The organism is Pseudomonas sp. PD9R (assembly GCF_019200975.1).
Classification (GTDB): domain Bacteria; phylum Pseudomonadota; class Gammaproteobacteria; order Pseudomonadales; family Pseudomonadaceae; genus Aquipseudomonas.
The window spans coordinates 417,493-437,349 of sequence record NZ_JAHTMR010000002.1 but is presented as its reverse complement, the minus strand read 5'-3'; the positions used below and the strand labels follow the sequence as shown (position 1 = coordinate 437,349).

16 protein-coding genes are annotated in these 19,857 nt (G+C 58.5%); 12 read left to right on the top strand and 4 right to left on the bottom strand.

Going from position 1 to position 19,857, the window contains the following annotated elements; translation table 11 throughout:
• The first annotated feature begins 184 nt into the window (after positions 1 to 184).
• Complete coding sequence (locus KUF73_RS06460; RefSeq protein WP_218437215.1) at positions 185 to 2,401, top strand: bifunctional diguanylate cyclase/phosphodiesterase; 2,217 nt, start codon at positions 185 to 187, stop codon at positions 2,399 to 2,401.
• Here the strand turns inward: KUF73_RS06460 and KUF73_RS06455 are convergent.
• The gene (locus KUF73_RS06455) at positions 2,358 to 3,254 is read right to left on the bottom strand and encodes an NAD(P)-dependent oxidoreductase (RefSeq protein ID WP_218437214.1); all 897 of its coding nucleotides are present in this window, start codon (positions 3,252 to 3,254) and stop codon (positions 2,358 to 2,360) included. The two genes, KUF73_RS06460 and KUF73_RS06455, sit on opposite strands and share 44 nt — an antisense overlap.
• A gap of 197 nt (positions 3,255 to 3,451) precedes the next feature.
• Here KUF73_RS06455 and KUF73_RS06450 point away from each other — a divergent pair, with 197 nt between their 5' ends.
• Complete coding sequence (locus KUF73_RS06450) at positions 3,452 to 5,650, top strand: hypothetical protein (protein ID WP_218437213.1); 2,199 nt, start codon at positions 3,452 to 3,454, stop codon at positions 5,648 to 5,650.
• A 263-nt stretch (positions 5,651 to 5,913) separates the two neighbouring features.
• Here KUF73_RS06450 and KUF73_RS06445 read toward each other — a convergent pair whose 3' ends face one another.
• The gene (locus KUF73_RS06445; RefSeq protein WP_218437212.1) at positions 5,914 to 6,219 is read right to left on the bottom strand and encodes a DUF2288 domain-containing protein; all 306 of its coding nucleotides are present in this window, start codon (positions 6,217 to 6,219) and stop codon (positions 5,914 to 5,916) included.
• 351 nt (positions 6,220 to 6,570) lie between these two features.
• Here KUF73_RS06445 and KUF73_RS06440 point away from each other — a divergent pair, with 351 nt between their 5' ends.
• The 5 genes from KUF73_RS06440 (at position 6,571) to KUF73_RS06420 (ending at position 11,572) form a co-directional block, all read left to right on the top strand.
• On the top strand, positions 6,571 to 7,698 hold the full coding sequence (locus tag KUF73_RS06440; protein WP_218437211.1) for a branched-chain amino acid ABC transporter substrate-binding protein: 1,128 nt from the start codon (positions 6,571 to 6,573) through the stop codon (positions 7,696 to 7,698).
• A 231-nt stretch (positions 7,699 to 7,929) separates the two neighbouring features.
• On the top strand, positions 7,930 to 8,853 hold the full coding sequence (livH, locus tag KUF73_RS06435) for a high-affinity branched-chain amino acid ABC transporter permease LivH (RefSeq protein ID WP_218437210.1): 924 nt from the start codon (positions 7,930 to 7,932) through the stop codon (positions 8,851 to 8,853).
• Positions 8,850 to 10,106, top strand: coding sequence for a high-affinity branched-chain amino acid ABC transporter permease LivM (locus tag KUF73_RS06430; protein WP_218437209.1), 1,257 nt, complete (start codon positions 8,850 to 8,852; stop codon positions 10,104 to 10,106). The genes livH and KUF73_RS06430 overlap by 4 nt, the downstream gene beginning before the upstream one ends.
• Positions 10,103 to 10,870 (top strand): high-affinity branched-chain amino acid ABC transporter ATP-binding protein LivG, encoded by a 768-nt coding sequence (gene livG / locus KUF73_RS06425; protein WP_218437208.1) that lies wholly within the window; start codon positions 10,103 to 10,105, stop codon positions 10,868 to 10,870. Before KUF73_RS06430 ends, livG begins: the two co-directional genes overlap by 4 nt.
• The gene (locus KUF73_RS06420; protein ID WP_110966754.1) at positions 10,871 to 11,572 is read left to right on the top strand and encodes an ABC transporter ATP-binding protein; all 702 of its coding nucleotides are present in this window, start codon (positions 10,871 to 10,873) and stop codon (positions 11,570 to 11,572) included.
• Between the two features lie 149 nt (positions 11,573 to 11,721).
• Here the strand turns inward: KUF73_RS06420 and KUF73_RS06415 are convergent, their stop codons facing one another.
• On the bottom strand, positions 11,722 to 12,630 hold the full coding sequence (locus KUF73_RS06415; RefSeq protein ID WP_218437207.1) for a LysR family transcriptional regulator: 909 nt from the start codon (positions 12,628 to 12,630) through the stop codon (positions 11,722 to 11,724).
• A 105-nt stretch (positions 12,631 to 12,735) separates the two neighbouring features.
• On the opposite strand from KUF73_RS06415, the gene KUF73_RS06410 reads away from it, so the two are divergent.
• From KUF73_RS06410 to KUF73_RS06400, 3 genes are all read left to right on the top strand, one after another.
• Positions 12,736 to 13,335, top strand: a complete 600-nt coding sequence (locus tag KUF73_RS06410; RefSeq protein WP_218437206.1) for a short chain dehydrogenase — start codon at positions 12,736 to 12,738, stop codon at positions 13,333 to 13,335.
• Positions 13,336 to 13,505: 170 nt separating this feature from the next.
• Positions 13,506 to 14,171 carry a COG3650 family protein gene (locus KUF73_RS06405; RefSeq protein ID WP_218437205.1) on the top strand — a complete coding sequence of 222 codons (666 nt, stop codon included), beginning with the start codon at positions 13,506 to 13,508 and terminating at the stop codon, positions 14,169 to 14,171.
• 95 nt (positions 14,172 to 14,266) lie between these two features.
• A complete protein-coding gene (locus tag KUF73_RS06400) occupies positions 14,267 to 15,880 on the top strand; it encodes an NAD(P)/FAD-dependent oxidoreductase (RefSeq protein ID WP_218437204.1) in 1,614 nt (537 codons plus the stop codon).
• Between the two features lie 91 nt (positions 15,881 to 15,971).
• Here the strand turns inward: KUF73_RS06400 and KUF73_RS06395 are convergent, their stop codons facing one another.
• Positions 15,972 to 17,066 (bottom strand): PLP-dependent cysteine synthase family protein, encoded by a 1,095-nt coding sequence (locus KUF73_RS06395; RefSeq protein WP_218437203.1) that lies wholly within the window; start codon positions 17,064 to 17,066, stop codon positions 15,972 to 15,974.
• Positions 17,067 to 17,316: 250 nt separating this feature from the next.
• Between KUF73_RS06395 and nhaA the strand changes: the two genes are divergently transcribed.
• Together nhaA and KUF73_RS06385 are read left to right on the top strand one after the other, a co-directional pair.
• Complete coding sequence (nhaA, locus tag KUF73_RS06390; RefSeq protein ID WP_218437202.1) at positions 17,317 to 18,504, top strand: Na+/H+ antiporter NhaA; 1,188 nt, start codon at positions 17,317 to 17,319, stop codon at positions 18,502 to 18,504.
• Between the two features lie 121 nt (positions 18,505 to 18,625).
• The gene (locus tag KUF73_RS06385; RefSeq protein WP_218437201.1) at positions 18,626 to 19,855 is read left to right on the top strand and encodes a colicin E3/pyocin S6 family cytotoxin; all 1,230 of its coding nucleotides are present in this window, start codon (positions 18,626 to 18,628) and stop codon (positions 19,853 to 19,855) included.
• The last annotated feature ends 2 nt before the right edge of the window (positions 19,856 to 19,857 follow it).

Genomic DNA, 19,857 nt, shown 5'->3' with positions numbered 1-19,857 from the left:
GATACCGCCCCATGGCGGCGGGCGCAGCCTGTGCAACAATTTATTTCCAATCGCTCTAATGTCCATTCCAAAACAGTAGGGATCAATTAGCCACTACCGCTTGCGCTTCATGCACGGCCTCTATACTCCAAGACATTCGCCAGCGTTCATTACGCCGGCCAAGGTGATCACGACGGGGCATGCTATGGAGTGGCTTGGTCTGCATTTTCTTACCGGGCTACCAGAGAGCGGGCAGGTTTTACTCAATTGCATACACGACCCTTTCCTGGTGCTGTTGGCGTATCTGGTCGCCTGTGCTGGCAGCTTTGCCACGCTGGACATGGCCGAACGGGTTGCCCATGCGGAAAACCCTTCCTCCCAACGTCTGTGGCGCTGGGTGGGTGCCGGGTGCCTGGCCGGCGGCATCTGGGCCATGCATTTCATCGGCATGCTGGCGTTCCAGGTGCCGGTCGATGTTCATTTCCAACTGCCCATCACCCTGCTTTCATTGCTGATCGCCCTGCTCACCTCGTGGCTGGCGATGTACACCCTCAGCCGCCCCACCTTGAGTTTTTGGCAATGCTTAAAGGCTTCGGTCTGGATCGGAATGGGCATCGCGACCATGCATTACGTGGGCATGGGGGCCATGCATTCACAGGCGATGGTCTATTACCAACCGACGCTGTTCACGCTCTCAGTGGTCATCGCGATTGGCGCTAGCCTGGCGGCACTGCTATTGGCGAGCTACTTGCGTAACGGCACCGGCATGTTTCATCAGTTGCTCAAGTACGGCGCCAGCCTAGTACTCGGCGCAGGCATCATCAGCATGCATTTCACCGGTATGGCCGCCTTCAATCTGGTGCTACCCAGCGGCACCCTCCTGGCTCAACCGGGCGAACACAACCATCTGCAACTGGGGCTGACGGTCGCAATCATGACCCTGCTGATCATCGGCAGCAGCATCAGCGCCGCACTGGCGGACAAGAAACTGCAAAAAAAGGAGCACGACCTGCAGCGGGTCAACTCGCTGCTCAGCCAACTGGACCAGGCGCGCATGTCCTTGCAGCAGGTGGCGCACTACGACGCGCTGACCAACCTGATCAACCGCCGAGGTTTCAACCAGATCTTCGCCGAAAAGCTCATCGAGAAAAGCCACGGAGGCGGCATGCTCGCCGTCCTGTTTCTCGACATCGACCATTTCAAACGGATCAATGACAGCCTCGGCCACGACGCCGGCGATGAACTGCTCAAAGTGCTCGCCAGCCACATCAAAGGTTCGATACGCAGCCACGAAGATGTGGTGGCGCGCTTCGGTGGCGACGAATTCTGTATCCTCATCGACCTGCACGATCGCGAAGAAGCGCGGCAGATGGCTCAGCGCATCATGCTGAAAATGAAGGAGCCCATCGAGTTGGCCGGGCGACGCATGGTCATGACGACCAGCATCGGCATCAGCCTGTTTCCGCAAGACGGAAAAACGTGTGAAGAGCTGCTGAAAAATGCTGATCTGGCGCTGTATCAATCCAAGGGCAGCGGCCGTAACAGCCTGAACTTCTTCAGTGCCAACCTCAAAGCGCGCGCCATGCTGGAGCTGCAACTGGAAGAAGAACTGCGTCATGCCCTGCGCGAAAACACCGGTCTCATGCTCTATTACCAACCCATCTACGATCTGAAAACCGGCCAGGTCAGTAAGCTTGAAGCACTGATTCGCTGGCAACACCCGACACACGGCCTCCTTGCCCCGGACCGTTTCATTCCCCTCGCCGAAGCCAATGGCCTGATCACCGAACTGGACCACTGGGTACTGCGCAAGGCATGCCAGGACCTGGCCGAGTTGTCGCGCTTGGGCTGCGAAGAACTGAAGATCGCTGTGAATTGCTCGCCCCTGAGCCTGGCGCGCGACGAACTGGCTGGTGAAATCGAGCAGGCATTACTCAGCAACGGGGTTGCCCCGCAAAGGCTTGAGCTGGAGGTCACGGAGAACGCGTTGATGGGTAATATCGCCGACACCCTGGGGTTGCTCTTGCAGATTCGCAGCCTCGGCGTGTCGCTGTCGATCGATGACTTCGGCACCGGTTACTCATCCCTGGCCTACCTCAAACGCTTGCCACTCAATACATTGAAGATTGATCGCTCATTCATTATCGACATCCCCAAGTCGACCCAAGACATGGAGATCGTCCAGGCCATTATCGTAATGGCCCACACCCTGCACCTGGAAGTGGTCACCGAAGGCGTCGAAACCTTCGAGCAGTATCAGTTCCTTGAATGCCATGGTTGCGACTACGTTCAGGGTTACCTGCTCAGTCGCCCGGTGCCGCTGGCTGAATTACGTCCGGTGCTGAACGAAATCAACCAGCGCAAGGATGTGTACACCGTTACGCCGTGGAGTCTGGTTCACGGTACAACTGCACTAATGTAGAAGGGTCCTTTTCCAGGAAACCCTGGCTGCCATGCAGTCGCATCAACTGTGCGGCCAGGCCGCTGATCGGCGTTGCCGAGCCCTGCTCGCGAGAAAACTTCACTGCCGTATCCAGATCCTTGAGCAATGTGCGCACGTGCCATTTGACCGGTTCGAAACGGCTGCCGGCCATTTGCGGGCCGAGGATTTGCAAGGGTTTCGAATCGGCAAAGCCTCCGGCCAGCGCTTCGGCGATCAGGCTGGCATCGACCCCGGATCGCTCCGCCAACGCCACGACTTCGGCAATCACCAACGCATTGCAGGCCACGATCATCTGATTGCATGCCTTGGTCACCTGTCCGGCCCCTACTGCCCCCATGTGTGTCACGCGCTGGCCAAGGCTCAACAGGACGGGTTTGACCCGCTCAAGATCTTGAGCTTCGCCGCCGACCATGATCGCCAGGCTACCAGCCTCGGCGCCGACCACGCCGCCGGACACCGGCGCGTCCAGCCAACCCATGCCGGTTTTACTGGCTAACTCCATCGCCATTTCCCGTGTCGCGGTGGGCTCCAGGCTGGAAAAATCCACCAGCAGCTGGCCACTTTTCGCGCCCTCGACAACCCCAGCAGCGCCAAAAACCACCTCGCGCACCACCGAAGTGTCGGCCAGGCACAACATAACCACTTCGGCGTGTTGGCACAGCTCGGCAGGTGTGGCGACCTGACGGGCACCGGCTTCGACCAGTGGTGCACACTTGGCCGGATTACGGTTCCACACCGTCAGCGGATAGCCCGCTGCGAGCAGGCGCCGGCACATCGGCAACCCCATCAAACCAATCCCGGCGAACCCCAACGAAGGTAGCGTTGACATCATTTGGCCTCTTTTTGATTAAAGATCGCTGAATATTGGCCGATTCATCATGACTAAGGAAAGGATTCCCCCGAGCGACGTTCAGGCCCCGGCTCTGACGCTTGGGCCAAATACGCGCTGATAAATGACGCGAGTTCTCATTCCGTGACGGTTCGACGACAGCGAGTCGCCGAACAACCAGCCCAGGTACATGGCGAACAATGACTTCTAAAAACAACCCGGCCACCGCGCTAACCGACCTGACCTTGAGCCCTGCGGCGAACAGCCCGGCCCCCATGAAGCCATTGCTCCCGTCACGTCCGCTGGCGACCCAGCAATACCTGTACTTCACCGAAACCAATACCGACCGTATCCTCGACAATCTCGACGGCTTGCGCGACATGGTGTTCCCGCGCCCACCGCACCTGGATGGCGACAGCGAACAGCACAGCGATCAGGAGTTCCCGTCGGTGTGCCTGATTGGCCTCGGTCGTTGCGGTTCGAACATCGCACTGGACGTCGCGGAACTGGTGTACAACGCGCGCAAGTTCTACCTCAACGAATTCAACAACGAAGATCGCCTGTCGCCGGACAAACGCTTCGCTGAAAAGGGTTACAGCCCGGCACAGTGGATTCGCAATAACCTGCGCCTGGGGCCGAACAAGGCCACCAAGCCGGTGTTCCTGGTTGAACCGCTGGTGATGCTCGGCGACCTGGACAAAGACATCGCCGGTCGCATCCGCTTCTCACGCAAAGGCGAGAAAAGTGGCTTCCTGCGCGATTACAGCAAAATGAAAATCATGGACTTGTCGGAAGTCCACGCCGGTGGCGCCGGTAACGCGCCGATCCTCGGTCAGTACCTGGCCAAGATCATCCTGAACAAGGACACCCAGCGTTTCTCCAGCCCTGACTGGAAAATGATTCACTCGTACCTGATCGACAGCTGCGGCATCAAGGCCAACCAGTCGCGCCTGTATTTCTCGATTTTCAGTGCCGGCGGCGGTACCGGTTCGGGCATGGCCTCGGAATTCGGCCTGGCCCAGCAGCACTCGTACATGAACAAGACGTTCGACACCAAGCCGATGGATGAGCACGACGGCAAGAGCGGCCACTCGTTCGTTTTCGAGCCGATCTTCACCAGCGGCATCTGCGTGCTGCCGAACATTTCCGATCACCGCAGCGAAATGTCCGAAGCGTTGCACATCAACGCCGGTCGCCTGCTGTGCAAATACCTGTCGGAAGAGTGGGACTTCTCCTACAACTTCGCCAATGAAGACAGCAGCGAAGCCAGCGTCATGGGCCGTATCCGCCCATGGAACGCGATGATGCTGATCTCCAACGACATCATGCGTTACGCCGAAGAGAGCGACGACGGCAACATCCAGAACATTGATGTCAATGCTATGGAAAAGCATGCCAACCAGTACATCTCGCAGCAGATCTTCAACATTCTGACGGCGCAAGCGGTAACCACCGACTACGACCAGAACTATTTCCGTCGCGCCGGCATCGACATCGGCGAAACCATTCGCCTGGACGCCAACGACCTGTTCATGAGTCTGGCCGGCCCGGTGGCGATTGCCTACGCAGAGTCCGTGGTCCCGGAAACCCCGGCGCCGACCAGCGACAAGTTCAAGGTGTTCGAGAAAGAGCCACAGCGCCTGAACATCGATGACCTGTTCTTCCGCTCGATCGACCTGCCGCATTTCAACAAAGTCACCCAGGCCATCGAAGGCATCAGCCTGCTGCCGATCGAATCCAAGCGCTATCGTGCGTCGCTGGAGCAATACAAGAATTCGGGGTATGACGCGGCCGCACTGCACGACCTGCACTTCTTCAAGAACTGCTCGTCGGTGGTGTCGATCGTTTCCTTGCCGAAGGACTACAAACTGTCCTACATGGACCTGAACCGGTTGAAGACCCACCTCAACAGCCTGTTCCCCAACACCACACTCAAGCGCTATGCGCTGGTGATCGGTGCCTCGGCCAACCTGTCGCTGACCACCCTCATCGCCAAGAGCCCGTGCCTGTCGGACGACTTCCTGACGCTGATCGTGGCCTTCATCAAGCGTTGCTTTGCGAAAAACCCGTACCGCTTCGACGAGACGCTGGACAACTCGATCCTCGACTTCATCATCCACGAGGAGTTCGACGAAGACCTGATCGACGACCTGCTCAACGAATTCGAGAACCCGGCGAAAATCCTCGATACCAACTGGTACGCGATCAAGCCGATGTACGAGAAGAAGTACCGCGAGCTGATCAACGACAAGGACAAGTTCGTGTCGATCAACGACATCCGCCTGTCGCGCGATTGCGTGAAGAAAGCGATCAAGTACCTGCGTGAGATTTACCGTCATCGCATTGGCAAGACCAAGGTTATTTCGCTGAATAACCACACCGGCAAGACGGCCTATTAAGGTAGGCCCCAAAAGATCGCAGCCTGCGGCAGCGCCTACATAGATCCCATGTAGGCGCTGCCGCAGGCTGCGATCTTTTGATCTTTCGATCCATATCTCAACATCCAGAAACAATTAAGCAGCCCTCAAGCTGCTCTCTCAACTGTTCCCGTTACGTTTACGTCACCGTGAGGCTGTGGCCTTTCTCTACGGCAACGTGCCATCACGCTACTCGGCTACACACTTTTAGCCGACAAGGGTTCGCACCAAGCAGGTGCGCACACTCAGACCTTTGCTCTTTCCTGGATCATAATCCACGGCGAAACAACCACTGCCCACAGCTCCGGATCGCGTTCAAAAAGATCCAGCGCCCGCGTTTCAGAGAGCTTGGCGACCTTATCGGCAGCCAGCCAGGCAGCCACTTTCTCACCCTCATCAGTGGCCATGGCCTCGGCGGCGGCGATCAAATCCAGATCGGGGTCGACCCACAATAGGGCACCCTTGGCGAAGAACGGCTCCAACTCCTTCCAGGTAATAGATGCAGTTTCACCAAGCAGCTTGGCATAGAGGGTGCTAGGTTCTTGAGTCATGGGTCCTGTCCGGAAAAGAAATCGACGCAATAATAACGTCGGTGGTCCGGCAGAAAAACCCAGATGCAAATTAAGTGACCGAATGAAAAGAGCAGGAATGCCAAGGAATGCACGGAATCTGGCTATAAGCCCTCCAACGCCCCGCCGCAATTCTGTCTTTTTCTTTCAAAAAAGCGACACCTCCAAGTTTTGCCCCCCGCCGCCAGCTTCCCAGGCTGACAATCGGCGCTCTACACTGTACCGGTACAGTTGCCGGGGGGCTTTTCCGGGGCGATGTCGCAGATATCTGACCCGGTTCTATCGCCAACGGCGCCAGGACTATAAAAACTACAACAGTAAGAGTGGAGCACTATGACTAAGGCTACTAAGCAGATTTCCAAACTGTTTGCCGCTATGGTTCTGGCCGGGGTTGCCAGCCATTCGTTCGCAGCTGACACCATCAAGATCGGCATCGCCGGCCCTAAGACCGGTCCTGTAGCCCAATACGGCGACATGCAGTTCAGTGGCGCCAAAATGGCCATCGAACAAATCAACGCCAAGGGCGGCGTAGACGGCAAGAAACTCGAAGCCGTTGAATACGATGACGCCTGTGATCCAAAACAAGCCGTTGCTGTAGCGAACAAAGTCGTCAACGACGGCGTCAAGTTCGTAGTCGGCCACCTGTGCTCCAGCTCCACTCAACCGGCTTCGGACATCTACGAAGACGAAGGCGTGATCATGATCACCCCGGCTGCCACCAGCCCGGACATCACCAACCGTGGTTACAAAATGGTGTTCCGCACCATCGGTCTGGACAGCGCCCAGGGCCCTGCCGCCGGTAACTACATTGCCGATCACGTAAAACCGAAAATCGTTGCTGTTCTGCACGACAAACAGCAATACGGTGAAGGCATCGCCACCGCCGTTAAAACTACTCTTGAGAAGAAAGGCGTGAAAGTCGCCGTATTCGAAGGCATCAACGCCGGCGACAAAGACTTCTCTTCGATCATCTCCAAGCTCAAGCAAGCCAACGTTGACTTCGTCTACTACGGCGGCTACCACCCAGAGCTGGGTCTGATCCTGCGTCAATCCCAGGAAAAAGGCCTGAAAGCCAAGTTCATGGGTCCGGAAGGCGTGGGTAACGACTCCATTTCGCAGATCGCCAAGGACGCTTCCGAAGGCCTGCTGGTAACCCTGCCGAAATCCTTCGACCAGGATCCAGCCAACATCGCCCTGGCTGATGCGTTCAAAGCCAAGAAAGAAGATCCAAGCGGTCCGTTCGTGTTCCCGGCTTACTCGGCTGTTGAAGTGATCGCCGAAGGTATCAAGGCTGCCAAGTCTGAAGACACCGCCAAAGTGGCTGCTGCCATCCACGCAGGTACTTTCAAGACTCCAACTGGCGACCTGAGCTTCGACGCCAAAGGCGACCTGAAAGACTTCAAATTTGTGGTTTACGAGTGGCACTTCGGCAAACCTAAAACTGAAGCTTCGCCTCAGTAAGGCATTGCCTGACTGACTGCCAATAAAGCCCACGGCGTGCCGTGGGCTTTGTTTTACGAACGAATTGGGCCGCGCTGGCGTGATCCGCTAGTCTCCCCACCTGAAAATCTCAAAACCGTCATCAGCGGTTCGCTGGCAAACCTCGAATTCGAAGTGGATGCAGATCCACGGGATCGAGCGGGAAAATGACTCCACCAGTGAAATGCGTATCAGGTTTTTAGGAGCGCTGTAATGCCTGACATCTATCACTTCTTCCAACAGCTGGTTAATGGTCTGACCATTGGCAGTACGTATGCCCTGATCGCCATCGGCTATACGATGGTTTACGGCATCATTGGAATGATCAACTTCGCCCACGGCGAGGTGTACATGATCGGTTCCTACGTGGCGTTCATCGCCATTGCGGGCCTTTCAATGATGGGACTCGACAGCGTTCCGCTGTTGATGACCGCCGCTTTCCTCGCCACCATCGTTGTCACCAGTGCCTACGGCTACAGCATCGAACGGATCGCCTACCGCCCCTTGCGCGGCAGCAACCGTCTGATCCCGCTGATTTCCGCCATTGGCATGTCGATCTTCCTGCAGAACACGGTTCTGCTGGCGCAAGACTCCAAGGACAAATCCATTCCCAACCTGATTCCGGGCAACTTTGCCTTTGGGCCAGGTGGCGCACATGAAGTGCTGATTTCCTACATGCAAATCGTGGTGTTCGTGGTGACCCTGGTTGCCATGCTCGGCCTGACGCTGTTCATCTCCCGCTCTCGCCTGGGTCGCGCCTGCCGCGCCTGTGCCGAAGACATCAAGATGGCCAACCTGCTGGGTATCAACACCAACAACATTATCGCCCTGACCTTCGTCATCGGTGCCGCGCTGGCGGCCATCGCGGCCGTGCTGCTGAGCATGCAATATGGCGTGATCAACCCGAACGCCGGTTTCCTCGTCGGCCTCAAGGCTTTCACCGCTGCTGTCCTGGGCGGTATAGGCAGCATTCCGGGTGCCATGCTCGGCGGGCTGGTATTGGGCGTGGCGGAAGCCTTCGGTGCCGATATTTTTGGCGACCAGTACAAGGACGTCGTGGCGTTCGGCCTATTGGTTCTGGTGTTGTTGTTCCGGCCAACCGGCCTGCTGGGTCGTCCGGAGGTTGAGAAAGTATGACTAGGAATCTTAAACAGGCGCTGTTCAGTGCCTTGCTGGTGTGGGCCGTGGCCTACCCGGTACTCGGTCTGAAACTGACCATTGTCGGCATCAACCTCGAAGTTCACGGCACCAGCAACACCACGTTGATCACCATCGCCGTATGTTCGGTGCTGATGTTCCTGCGCGTGTTGTTTGACCAGCAGATCAGCTCGGCCTGGCGCTCCTCGCCGAGCATGCCGCTGATTCCGGCCAAGGCCAGCAACTTCCTGACCCTGCCGACGACCCAGCGCTGGATCATCATCGCGCTGATCGCCGGTGCACTGATCTGGCCGTTCTTCGGTTCTCGCGGCGCGGTGGATATCGCGACGCTGGTGCTGATCTACGTGATGTTGGGCCTGGGTCTGAACATCGTGGTCGGTCTGGCTGGCCTGCTCGACCTCGGTTACGTTGGTTTCTACGCCGTCGGCGCCTACAGCTACGCGCTGTTGTCGCACTACTACGGTTTGAGCTTCTGGATCTGCCTGCCGATTGCCGGCCTGATGGCTGCCACTTTCGGCTTCCTGCTGGGTTTCCCGGTGCTGCGCCTGCGCGGCGACTACCTGGCGATCGTGACCCTGGGCTTCGGTGAGATCATCCGTCTGTTCCTGCGCAACCTGACCGGTCTCACGGGCGGTCCGAACGGCATCAGCAACATCGAGAAACCGACATTCTTCGGCCTGACCTTCGAACGTAAAGCCGCCGAAGGGATGCAGACATTCCACGAGTACTTCGGCCTGGAATACAACTCGATCAACAAGGTGATCTTCCTTTACCTGGTTGCGTTGTTACTGGCACTGGCGGCGCTGTTCGTCATCAACCGCTTGCTGCGCATGCCCCTGGGCCGTGCCTGGGAAGCGTTACGTGAAGACGAAATCGCCTGCCGTGCATTGGGTCTGAATCCGACCATCATCAAGCTGTCGGCCTTCACCCTGGGTGCGAGCTTCGCCGGTTTCGCCGGTAGCTTCTTCGCGGCCCGTCAGGGGCTGGTGACGCCGGAGTCCTTCACCTTCATCGAGTCGGCGATCATCCTCGCCATTGTGGTACTGGGTGGCATGGGCTCGCAACTGGGCGTGATCCTGGCTGCCGTGGTGATGATCCTGCTACCGGAAATGATGCGTGAGTTCAGTGAGTACCGCATGTTGATGTTCGGTGCCTTGATGGTACTGATGATGATCTGGCGCCCTCAGGGTCTGCTGCCCATGCAACGTCCTCACATGGAGCTGCGCAAATGAGCCGCGAGATCCTCAAAGTAGAAAATCTGAGCATGCGCTTCGGCGGCTTGCTGGCGGTCAACGGCGTAGCCTTGAGCGTGAAAGAGAAACAAGTGGTGGCGCTGATCGGCCCCAACGGCGCTGGCAAGACCACCGTGTTCAACTGCCTGACTGGCTTCTACAAGCCGAGCGGCGGCAGCATCCTGCTCGATGGCGAGCCGATCGAAGGCCTGCCGGGCCACAAGATCGCCCTCAAAGGTGTGGTGCGTACGTTCCAGAACGTGCGGTTGTTCAAGGACATGACTGCGGTCGAGAACCTCTTGATCGCCCAGCACCGTCACCTGAACACCAACTTCCTGGCCGGCCTGTTCAAGACCCCGTCGTTCCGCCGCAGCGAACGCGAGGCCATGGATTTCGCCGAGTACTGGCTGGAAAAGGTCAACCTCAAGGCGTTCGCCAACCGTCCGGCCGGCACGCTGGCCTATGGTCAGCAACGTCGCCTGGAAATCGCTCGCTGCATGATGACCCGCCCGCGGATCCTCATGCTCGACGAACCGGCTGCCGGCCTGAACCCGAAGGAAACCGAAGACCTCAAGGCGTTGATCAGCGTGCTGCGTGAAGAGCACAACGTCACCGTGCTGCTGATCGAACACGACATGAAACTGGTCATGAGCATTTCCGACCACATCGTCGTGATCAACCAGGGCACGCCGCTGGCCGACGGTACGCCGGAACAGATCCGCGACAATCCTGAAGTGATCAAAGCCTACCTGGGGGAAGCGTAAATGCTGCAGTTCGAAAACGTTTCCACCTTCTACGGCAAGATCCAGGCGCTGCACAGCGTCAACGTCGAAGTCCGCCAGGGGGAGATCGTGACCCTGATCGGTGCCAACGGCGCCGGCAAGTCCACGCTACTGATGACCCTGTGCGGTTCGCCCCGGGCTCACAGCGGCAGCATCCGCTACATGGGTGAGGAACTGGTCGGCCAGGATTCTTCGCAGATCATGCGCAAGAGCATCGCCGTGGTTCCTGAAGGTCGCCGGGTGTTTTCCCGCCTGACCGTGGAAGAAAACCTGTCCATGGGCGGCTTCTTCACTGCCAAAGGCGACTATCAGGAACAAATGGACAAGGTCCTCGGACTTTTCCCACGCCTGAAAGAGCGCTTTAACCAACGCGGCGGCACCATGTCCGGCGGCGAACAGCAAATGCTTGCCATCGGCCGCGCGCTGATGAGCAAACCCAAGCTGCTGCTGCTCGACGAGCCATCGCTGGGTCTGGCACCGATCATCATCCAGCAGATCTTCGACATCATCGAACAACTGCGCAAGGACGGTGTGACGGTGTTCCTGGTGGAGCAGAACGCCAACCAGGCGCTGAAAATCGCCGACCGCGCCTACGTGCTGGAAAACGGCCGTGTGGTCATGCAAGGCACTGGTGAATCGCTGCTGACCGACCCGAAAGTGCGCGAAGCGTACCTCGGGGGCTAAACCTTTGCGGTCAACCTAAAACGGCCTTCGGGCCGTTTTTTTATGCCTGCAATCCCCTGTAGGAGCTGCCGAAGGCTGCGATCTTTTGATCTTAAAAAACAAAATCAAAAGATCGCAGCCTTCGGCAGCTCCTTGGGTTGTGTGATTCGCTACAGCCGGTCTAGCGCCTCTCCACTGCGCTTGAACCAGCCAATCAAATAATCCGCCAGCACCTGCGTTCGCTTGGGCAATCCACCCTGGTACGGATGCACCAAATACATCGGCATGCTGCGGGTCTGATAGTCGCGCAGGAGCCAGCGCAAACGTCCGTCAGCCAAATCCGCTGGCAGCAAATAGGACGGCAACCGTGCGATGCCCGCGCCGGCCAAAGCAGCTTTTTTCAGCAGGTTGTAATGGTTGCTGGCGAACGGCCCGGAAACCCGGACACGCAGCAATTCGTGTTGCTGGTGGTATAGCCATTCTTCGCGACCACTGTAATGGCTGTTGAGTAGGCAGCGATGCTCGGCCAGCGCCTGGGGCGTTTGCGGCTCGCCGTACTGTTCGAGATAGGCGGGGCTGGCGCAAGTCATCTCATGCCACGCCAGCAACGGTCGCGCGACAAGGCGCTGGTCATTGGCTACGTCGGATCGAACCGCCAGGTCAAAGCCGTCACGGGACAAATCGCGATAATTGTTGCTGAGGTCCAGTTCGATCTGCACCTCGGGATACTGGCTTGAAAACTCCAGCAACAAGCCATCGAAGAAGGTTTCCCCCAGAGATACCGGGACCGTCATGCGAACCGGGCCGGCCATGTCGTCCTTCAATCGCGCCAGCGCCTGACGCGCCCGTTCGACCTGGGTCACCAACGCCTGCGCTTGCGGCAACAATGCAGCACCCGCCGCCGTCAGGCTCAACCGCCGCGTGGTGCGTTGCAGCAAGACCACGGAAAACTGCGCTTCCAGCAGGCTGATGCGCTTGGACAGTTGCCCCTTGCTGCAACCCAGTTGCTGCGCCGCCAAGGTAAAACTCCCCGCCTCGACCAACACTGCGAAGGCTGCCAGATCATCCATTTCGCTCATGGATTGTTTCCATTTGAAAACCAAAGGTTGCCTATTAGTGCGCTTATCAAGCAAAAAAACCACTCTAAACTGAAGCCTCACCCAACCCATTCGAGGATCAGCCACATGAAAATTCTTTTGATCGGCGCCAACGGCACCATCGGTTCGGCAGTCGACAAGGAGCTGTCCCAGCGCCACGAAATCGTCCGCATTGGCCGCAATAGTGGTGATTTCCAGGTGGATATCAGCGACAGCGCCTCGATTCGCAAACTGTTCGAACAAACCGGCAAGTTCGATGCGCTGATCTGTGCCGCGGGCAACGTCACCTTCGCTCCGCTGGGTGAAATGACTGAAGAGAGTTTTGCCCTGGGCCTCAAAGACAAGCTGATGGGCCAGGTGAACCTGCTGCTGATCGGCCGCGAGTTCGCCAATGACGGCGCGTCGTTCACCTTCACCACCGGCGTACTCAGCCACGACCCGATCTACAGCGGCGCTTCCGCCGCGCTGGTCAACGGTGCACTGGACAGCTTCGTCCGTGCCGCGGCCATCGAGTTGCCGCGCGGTCTGCGCGTGAACTCGATCAGCCCGAATGTGCTGGTTGAAGCCATGGGCAAATACGCACCGTACTTCCGTGGTTTCAAACCGGTTCCAGCGGCGGATGTGGCACTGGCCTACGCCAAAAGTGTCGAAGGCTTGCAGACAGGCCAGACCTTTCACGTGGGCTAATGTACGCGCTGCCGCAGGCTGCGATCTTTTGATGTGGCGTTTTTCAGCAGTTGCTAGAAGATCAAGATCAAAAGATCGCAGCCTGCGGCAGCTCCTACATGAAGCAAGGACGGGGTTGTGATGAACGGTCAGGCTGCGTAACGTGGCGACACTTGTCAGGAGACCCCAAGATGCGTGTTGCCCGTTCCCTAGCCGTTGTTGCCCTGCTCCCGCTGTTCGCCGCTTGCCAGTTTTTCGATGGTCCCCGTGAAAGTGCCTCCCACGTGGGCCAGACCCGCATGCAAGGCCAGTTGAGCGCCGCCGACGGCAAGCTGTTGTTCCAGCCGTGCGGCGAACAACGTCGTTACGTGGTCAACGACACGGGTGGCACCAGCGTCCTGCAACAGGCTGCAACGCTGGCCGATGCCCAAGGCAAGCTGTTCGCCGATGTGCGCGGGCAGATCGTTCCCGGTAGCGGCGATGGCCAACTCGATCTTGAGAAGTTGTATCGCGTCGAGCGCTCAAGCAACGCGTGTGAAGATCCCAATTTCAAACTGTTGATCCTTCGCGCTGCCGGCCACACCCCCGAGTGGAACGTGAAGGTCAGCGGCAAAGGCATGGTCGTCGACCGCGCAGGTCAGCCGCCGTTGGCGGTGCCCTACGTCGAAGAGCAACTGGGCGACGGTCGCTTCAACCTCAGCAGCGAAGCCAATAATCAGCACATCGAACTGTGGGTCGCGCCGCAACGCTGTGTCGACAGCAGCACCGGCAGCATCCAGCACATGACGGCCGAACTGCGCATCGACGGCAAGGTGCAGCGCGGTTGCGGGTATTTCGGCGGATCGCGCGACGACTGATCGTTTAAGCCTCACGGGACGGCACCTTTGGGGCTTATAATCGCCGGCTTCAAACGCCCTGGCGCAGTTGTGCGCCCCGCGAACCGGATCCCGTCATGTTACGAATCACTGAACTCAAGCTGCCGATCGACCATCCCGACGAAGACCTGCGCCCTGCCATCGTGCAGCGCCTGGGCATCAACAGCGATGACCTGCTCGACTTCACCTTGTTCAAGCGCAGCTACGATGCGCGCAAAAAGTCGTCCGAACTGTGCTTCATCTACACCATCGACCTCACCCTTCGCGATGAGGCCTCGGTGCTGCAAAAGTTCGCCGATGACCGTAACGTCAACGTGGCACCGGATGTCAGCTACAAAATGGTCGGCCAGGCGCCAGCCGATCTGAGCGCCCGCCCTATAGTCGTCGGCTTCGGACCGTGCGGCATTTTCGCCGGGCTGCTGCTGGCGCAAATGGGTTTCAAACCGATCATTCTCGAACGCGGCACCGAAGTGCGTCAGCGCACCAAGGACACCTGGGGCCTGTGGCGTAAAAGCGTACTCAACCCTGAATCCAACGTGCAGTTTGGCGAGGGCGGCGCGGGGACATTCTCCGACGGCAAGCTCTACAGCCAGATCAAAGACCCGAAATTCATCGGCCGCAAAGTCCTGCATGAGTTCGTCAAGGCCGGTGCACCGGACGAAATCCTCTACGTCAGCAAACCGCACATCGGTACGTTCCGTCTGACCGGTGTGGTGGAAAACATGCGTGAGCAGATTCGCGCCATGGGCGGCGAAGTGCGCTTCCAGCAACGGGTTACTGACGTGCTGATCGAAGACGGCCAACTGGTCGGTGTCGAGCTTAATGGCGGCGAGCAGATCCATTCCAAACACGTGATTCTGGCCCTCGGCCACAGCGCCCGCGACACCTTCCGCATGCTCCACGGGCGCGGCGTGTTCATGGAAGCCAAGCCGTTTTCGGTGGGTTTCCGTATCGAACACCCGCAGTCGCTGATCGACCGCGCGCGCCTGGGCAAGTACGCCGGCCACCCGAAACTCGGCGCGGCTGACTACAAACTGGTGCACCACGCCAAGAACGGCCGTTCGGTCTACAGCTTCTGCATGTGCCCCGGCGGCACCGTGGTGGCGGCGACGTCCGAGCCTAACCGCGTGGTTACCAACGGCATGAGCCAATACTCGCGTAACGAACGCAACGCCAACTCGGGGATCGTCGTTGGCATCACCCCGGAAGTCGATTACCCGGGCGGCCCACTGGCCGGTATCGAGTTGCAGGAACGCCTGGAATCCCACGCCTTTGTGCTGGGCGGCAGCAACTACGAAGCGCCGGCACAACTGGTCGGCGATTTCATTGCCGGCAAGCCGTCCACCGAATTGGGCAGTGTTGAACCGTCCTACAAGCCGGGCGTGGCTCTGGGTGATTTGGCACTGGCCTTGCCGGCCTTCGCCATCGAGGCGATTCGCGAAGCACTGCCGGCGTTCGAGAAACAGATTCGCGGTTACTCGTTGCACGACGCCGTGTTGACCGGGATCGAAACCCGAACGTCGTCGCCGCTGCGCATTACGCGCAACGAGTCGATGCAGAGCCTGAACGTGAAGGGCTTGTTCCCGGCCGGTGAAGGCGCGGGTTATGCGGGCGGGATTCTGTCGGCGGGTGTGGACGGTATTCGGATTGCCGAAGCCGTAGCGCGCGATATCCTGGGCTTGGAAGCTTAAACCTTGAGATCAAAAGATCGCAGCCTGCGGCAGCTCCTACCGAGGATACATATCCTGTAGGAGCTGCCGCAGTCTGCGATCTTTTGCTTTGTCAGATATTGGCGCGCAACACGCTCACCGGCAGCGGTTCACCGCGCTCTACAACCGCCGTTACCGCGTCAATCAACCCCCTCAACACATAGCCTTGAGCCTTGAGCCAATCCTGATCGTAGTAAGTCGTCGCATAGCGCTCACCGCTATCGCACAAGATCGCCACGATTGACCCCGACTCCCCCGCTGCTTTCATCTGCTGTGCCGCCATCAACGCACCGATCAGGTTGGTCCCGCTCGACCCGCCAACATGCCGCCCCAGGCGCTCGGCGAGGTAATGCATGGCCGCCAGCGACAACGCGTCCGGCACTTTGACCATCGCGTCGATCACCTTGGGCAAGAACGACGCCTCCACCCGTGGACGGCCAATACCTTCAATGCGCGAGCCGTGATCCAGGCGCAGGCTGGCATCGCCGGTCTGGTAGTAATCGAAGAACACCGAACGTTCGGCATCGGCGCACAGCACGCGTGTGCAGTGCTGGCGATAACGCACGTAGCGCCCCAGGGTCGCCGTGGTGCCGCCGGTGCCGGGGCTGGAAATCAGCCAGCTCGGCGTCGGGTGCTGCTCAAACCGCATCTGCTGGAAGATCGACTCGGCGATGTTGTTATTCGCCCGCCAGTCAGTAGCGCGCTCGGCGTAGGTGAATTGGTCGATGAAATGCCCATCGTGCTCACGGGCCAGGCGCTCGGATTCGGCGTAGATCTGCGTCGGGTCATCCACCAAATGGCTCTGGCCACCGTAAAACGCGATCTGGGCGATTTTTTCCCGGGATGTTGTCGCCGGCATCACCGCAATGAACGGCAAGCCCAGCATCCGGGCGAAATACGCCTCGGAAATCGCCGTCGAACCACTGGATGCCTCGATCACTGGCGCACCCGGCTTGAGCCAGCCATTACACAACGCGTAGAGAAACAGCGAGCGCGCCAGGCGGTGCTTCAGGCTGCCGGTGGGATGGCTGGATTCATCCTTGAAATACAACTCGATGCCCGGAAAACCCGGCAGCGGCAAAGGGATCAGGTGGGTGTCGGCGCTGCGCTGGAAGTCGGCTTCGATGATCCGGATGGCTTCGCGGGCCCACTGTCGGTTGTCGCTCATGGTGGTTTTCTCGTTGAATCGGGCAGGTGTTGGCCTGGTGACAAGGCTCAATCATCAAGCTTAGGAAAAAACCTACATCCCGCACAGGTACAGCTGGGCTTCAATACGCCGGGCAACTGCTAGGCTCAGGTCCGTACGGGAAAAAGCTGTTGTAACGACATATAACAAAAAAGAATATAACTTTTGTTTTAACAACTAACGGTACGGGTTAGGGTGTCCCACCTTTTGAATTCATCGATGGAGAGCGACCTTGCCTCTGCGTAGCACTTTCACGCGTTTCTTTCAGTTGGAAGCTGCCAGCGGTCTGTTATTGATCGCCGCGGCTGTCCTCGCTTTGATCATCAACAATTCCCCGCTGTCGTGGCTCTATAACGGCTTGCTGGAGACCCCGGTAGTGGCCCAGGTTGGCGCATTGCAAATCGCCAAACCGCTGCTGCTGTGGATCAATGACGGCCTGATGGCGATGTTCTTCCTGCTGATCGGCCTGGAGGTGAAGCGCGAAGTCCTCGACGGCCAACTGTCCAAGCCATCGCAGATCGTCCTGCCTGGCGCGGCTGCCATTGGCGGCATGGTGGTGCCGGCGCTGATCTACTGGTTCCTCAACCGTGACAATCCACCTGCCCTGGACGGCTGGGCAATTCCGACCGCCACCGACATCGCCTTCGCGCTAGGTGTGCTGGCGTTGCTGGGAAAACGGGTTCCGGCGTCGCTCAAATTGTTCCTGATGACGCTCGCCATCATTGATGACCTTGGCGCGATCATCATCATTGCGATCTTCTATTCCGGCGCACTCTCTACCTTGTCCCTGGCACTGGCCGCGGCTTGTATCGCAGCACTGATCGGGATGAATCGGCTTGGCGTGGTCAAGCTTGGGCCGTACATGATCATCGGTTTGATCCTCTGGGTTTGTGTACTGAAGAGCGGCGTGCACGCCACACTGGCCGGTGTAACCCTGGCCTTCTGCATTCCCCTGCGGACGAAAAACGCCGAACCATCGCCACTGCTGGCACTGGAGCACGCGCTGCATCCGTGGGTGGCCTTCGGCATCCTGCCGCTGTTCGCCTTTGCCAACGCCGGCCTGTCCTTGAGCGGTGTCACCGTCGAGAGCTTCACCCATCACGTGCCAATGGGCATCGCCGTCGGCCTGCTGCTGGGCAAAACTGTCGGTGTATTCGGCCTGACCTGGCTGGCGGTGAAAATCGGCATCGCCGCCCTGCCCCAAGGTGCGAATTGGGGTCAGGTGCTGGGGGTGGCGATTCTCTGCGGCATCGGTTTCACCATGAGTCTGTTCGTCGGTTCCCTGGCCTTTGTACCGGGCGCCAGTGAATACGCCGGGATGGACCGCATGGGGATTTTGACCGGCTCTATCCTGGCGGCGTTGATCGGTTATGCGGTGACGGCGGCGGCGAGTCGCAAGAACGCTGCGCTGCCGTCCTGAAAATCAGAGACAACTCTTAGGAGCATCAAAGACTCGTCCTACAGCCACACCCGGTCCCGTTCGTTAACGTCGTGCAGCCCTTTTCAAGGGCTGCCGATGGACGAACACACAAGGACAGTCAGTGGCTGGCAACAAGCACATCCCCCAGGTGAAAAACCCGCCGCAAGGTGACGGGCATCACGTCACCTACCGGCTCATGAGCGCCACCGAACTGGCAGAGCGCGACGCCAGACAGGCAGCCTACGAAGCCATGCTCGCCAGGCAAGAGGCCTTCGAACGCGGCCGTCAGATCGTCGCGGCACCCACTTCACCCGTTCGAGCCGGATGCGTCTTCGCCAAGTCCTGCAACCTGCCGGACGCGATCATCGATTACGCCAATCCTTCGGGAATGGTGCGCACCGATAGCCTTGAAGACTACGGCGAAATCGCCTGGCTGGGTGCGCGTGAGGTAGGCGATGGGGGTCTGCTGAACCTCGAAACAATTAGCGGCTCTACCCTTGCGCTGGGCATCGGGCGTCTGGCATTAACCGCGCCGGCTCTCGTCGCACCCGGGATAGGTGCCGCTGCGGTAATCGGGGCAGTTGGAACCGCCGTGTTGGCCGGCGTAGTCGCATTGTTCTGGACGCCCAGCCTGGGCGACAGCGCTCTTTACACAGAAGATCAATTACGCGCGCTCAAACAGGCCCGCACTCGCGTCCGCCTCACGGTGGAACAGCAGTCCGACGGCAGCCTCAAGGGTTATGGGTTTTACACCGGCAAAAATCGTGACTGGGAAATGGTCGATGTCGTGCAAATCACATCGCGCGACAGCCAATACGTCGCCGACCTCGGCGAAGGCATCGAACTGATCTGGACCCCAGCCGCCGACGCTTCGGACGTCCTCGGCATCCCCAAACTGGAAGCCGCCCCACAAGCGCCACATATCTGGGTTTACCCACCGACGAAACAGGCTGACGGCATCATCGTCAATCCGGTTTATCCGCCGGATTACAAGGATTTCATTCTTGTGTTTCCGGCGGGGTCGTTGGTGAAGCCGGTTTATATTGTGATGAGTATTCGCGGCAAAGGTACCGCCGAAGCTGGTCATACCTATCACCCGGCTCCTGAGACAGAAGACATCACCGCATTTCCTGACCTGAAAAGAGCAAAAAAGAAAACCCCGTATAAGGGAGGCCTCCGAGATCGCTGGATTGATGCAAAAGGTAGAACAATTTACGAATGGGACTTTCTCCACGGTGAACTTGAGGCTTATCGCTCAAGCGATGGTAGTCACCTCGGGTCGTTCGACCATAGAACCGGCGAGCAAATCGATCCCCCAAAAAAGAACCGCAGCATCAAAAAATATTTATGAGA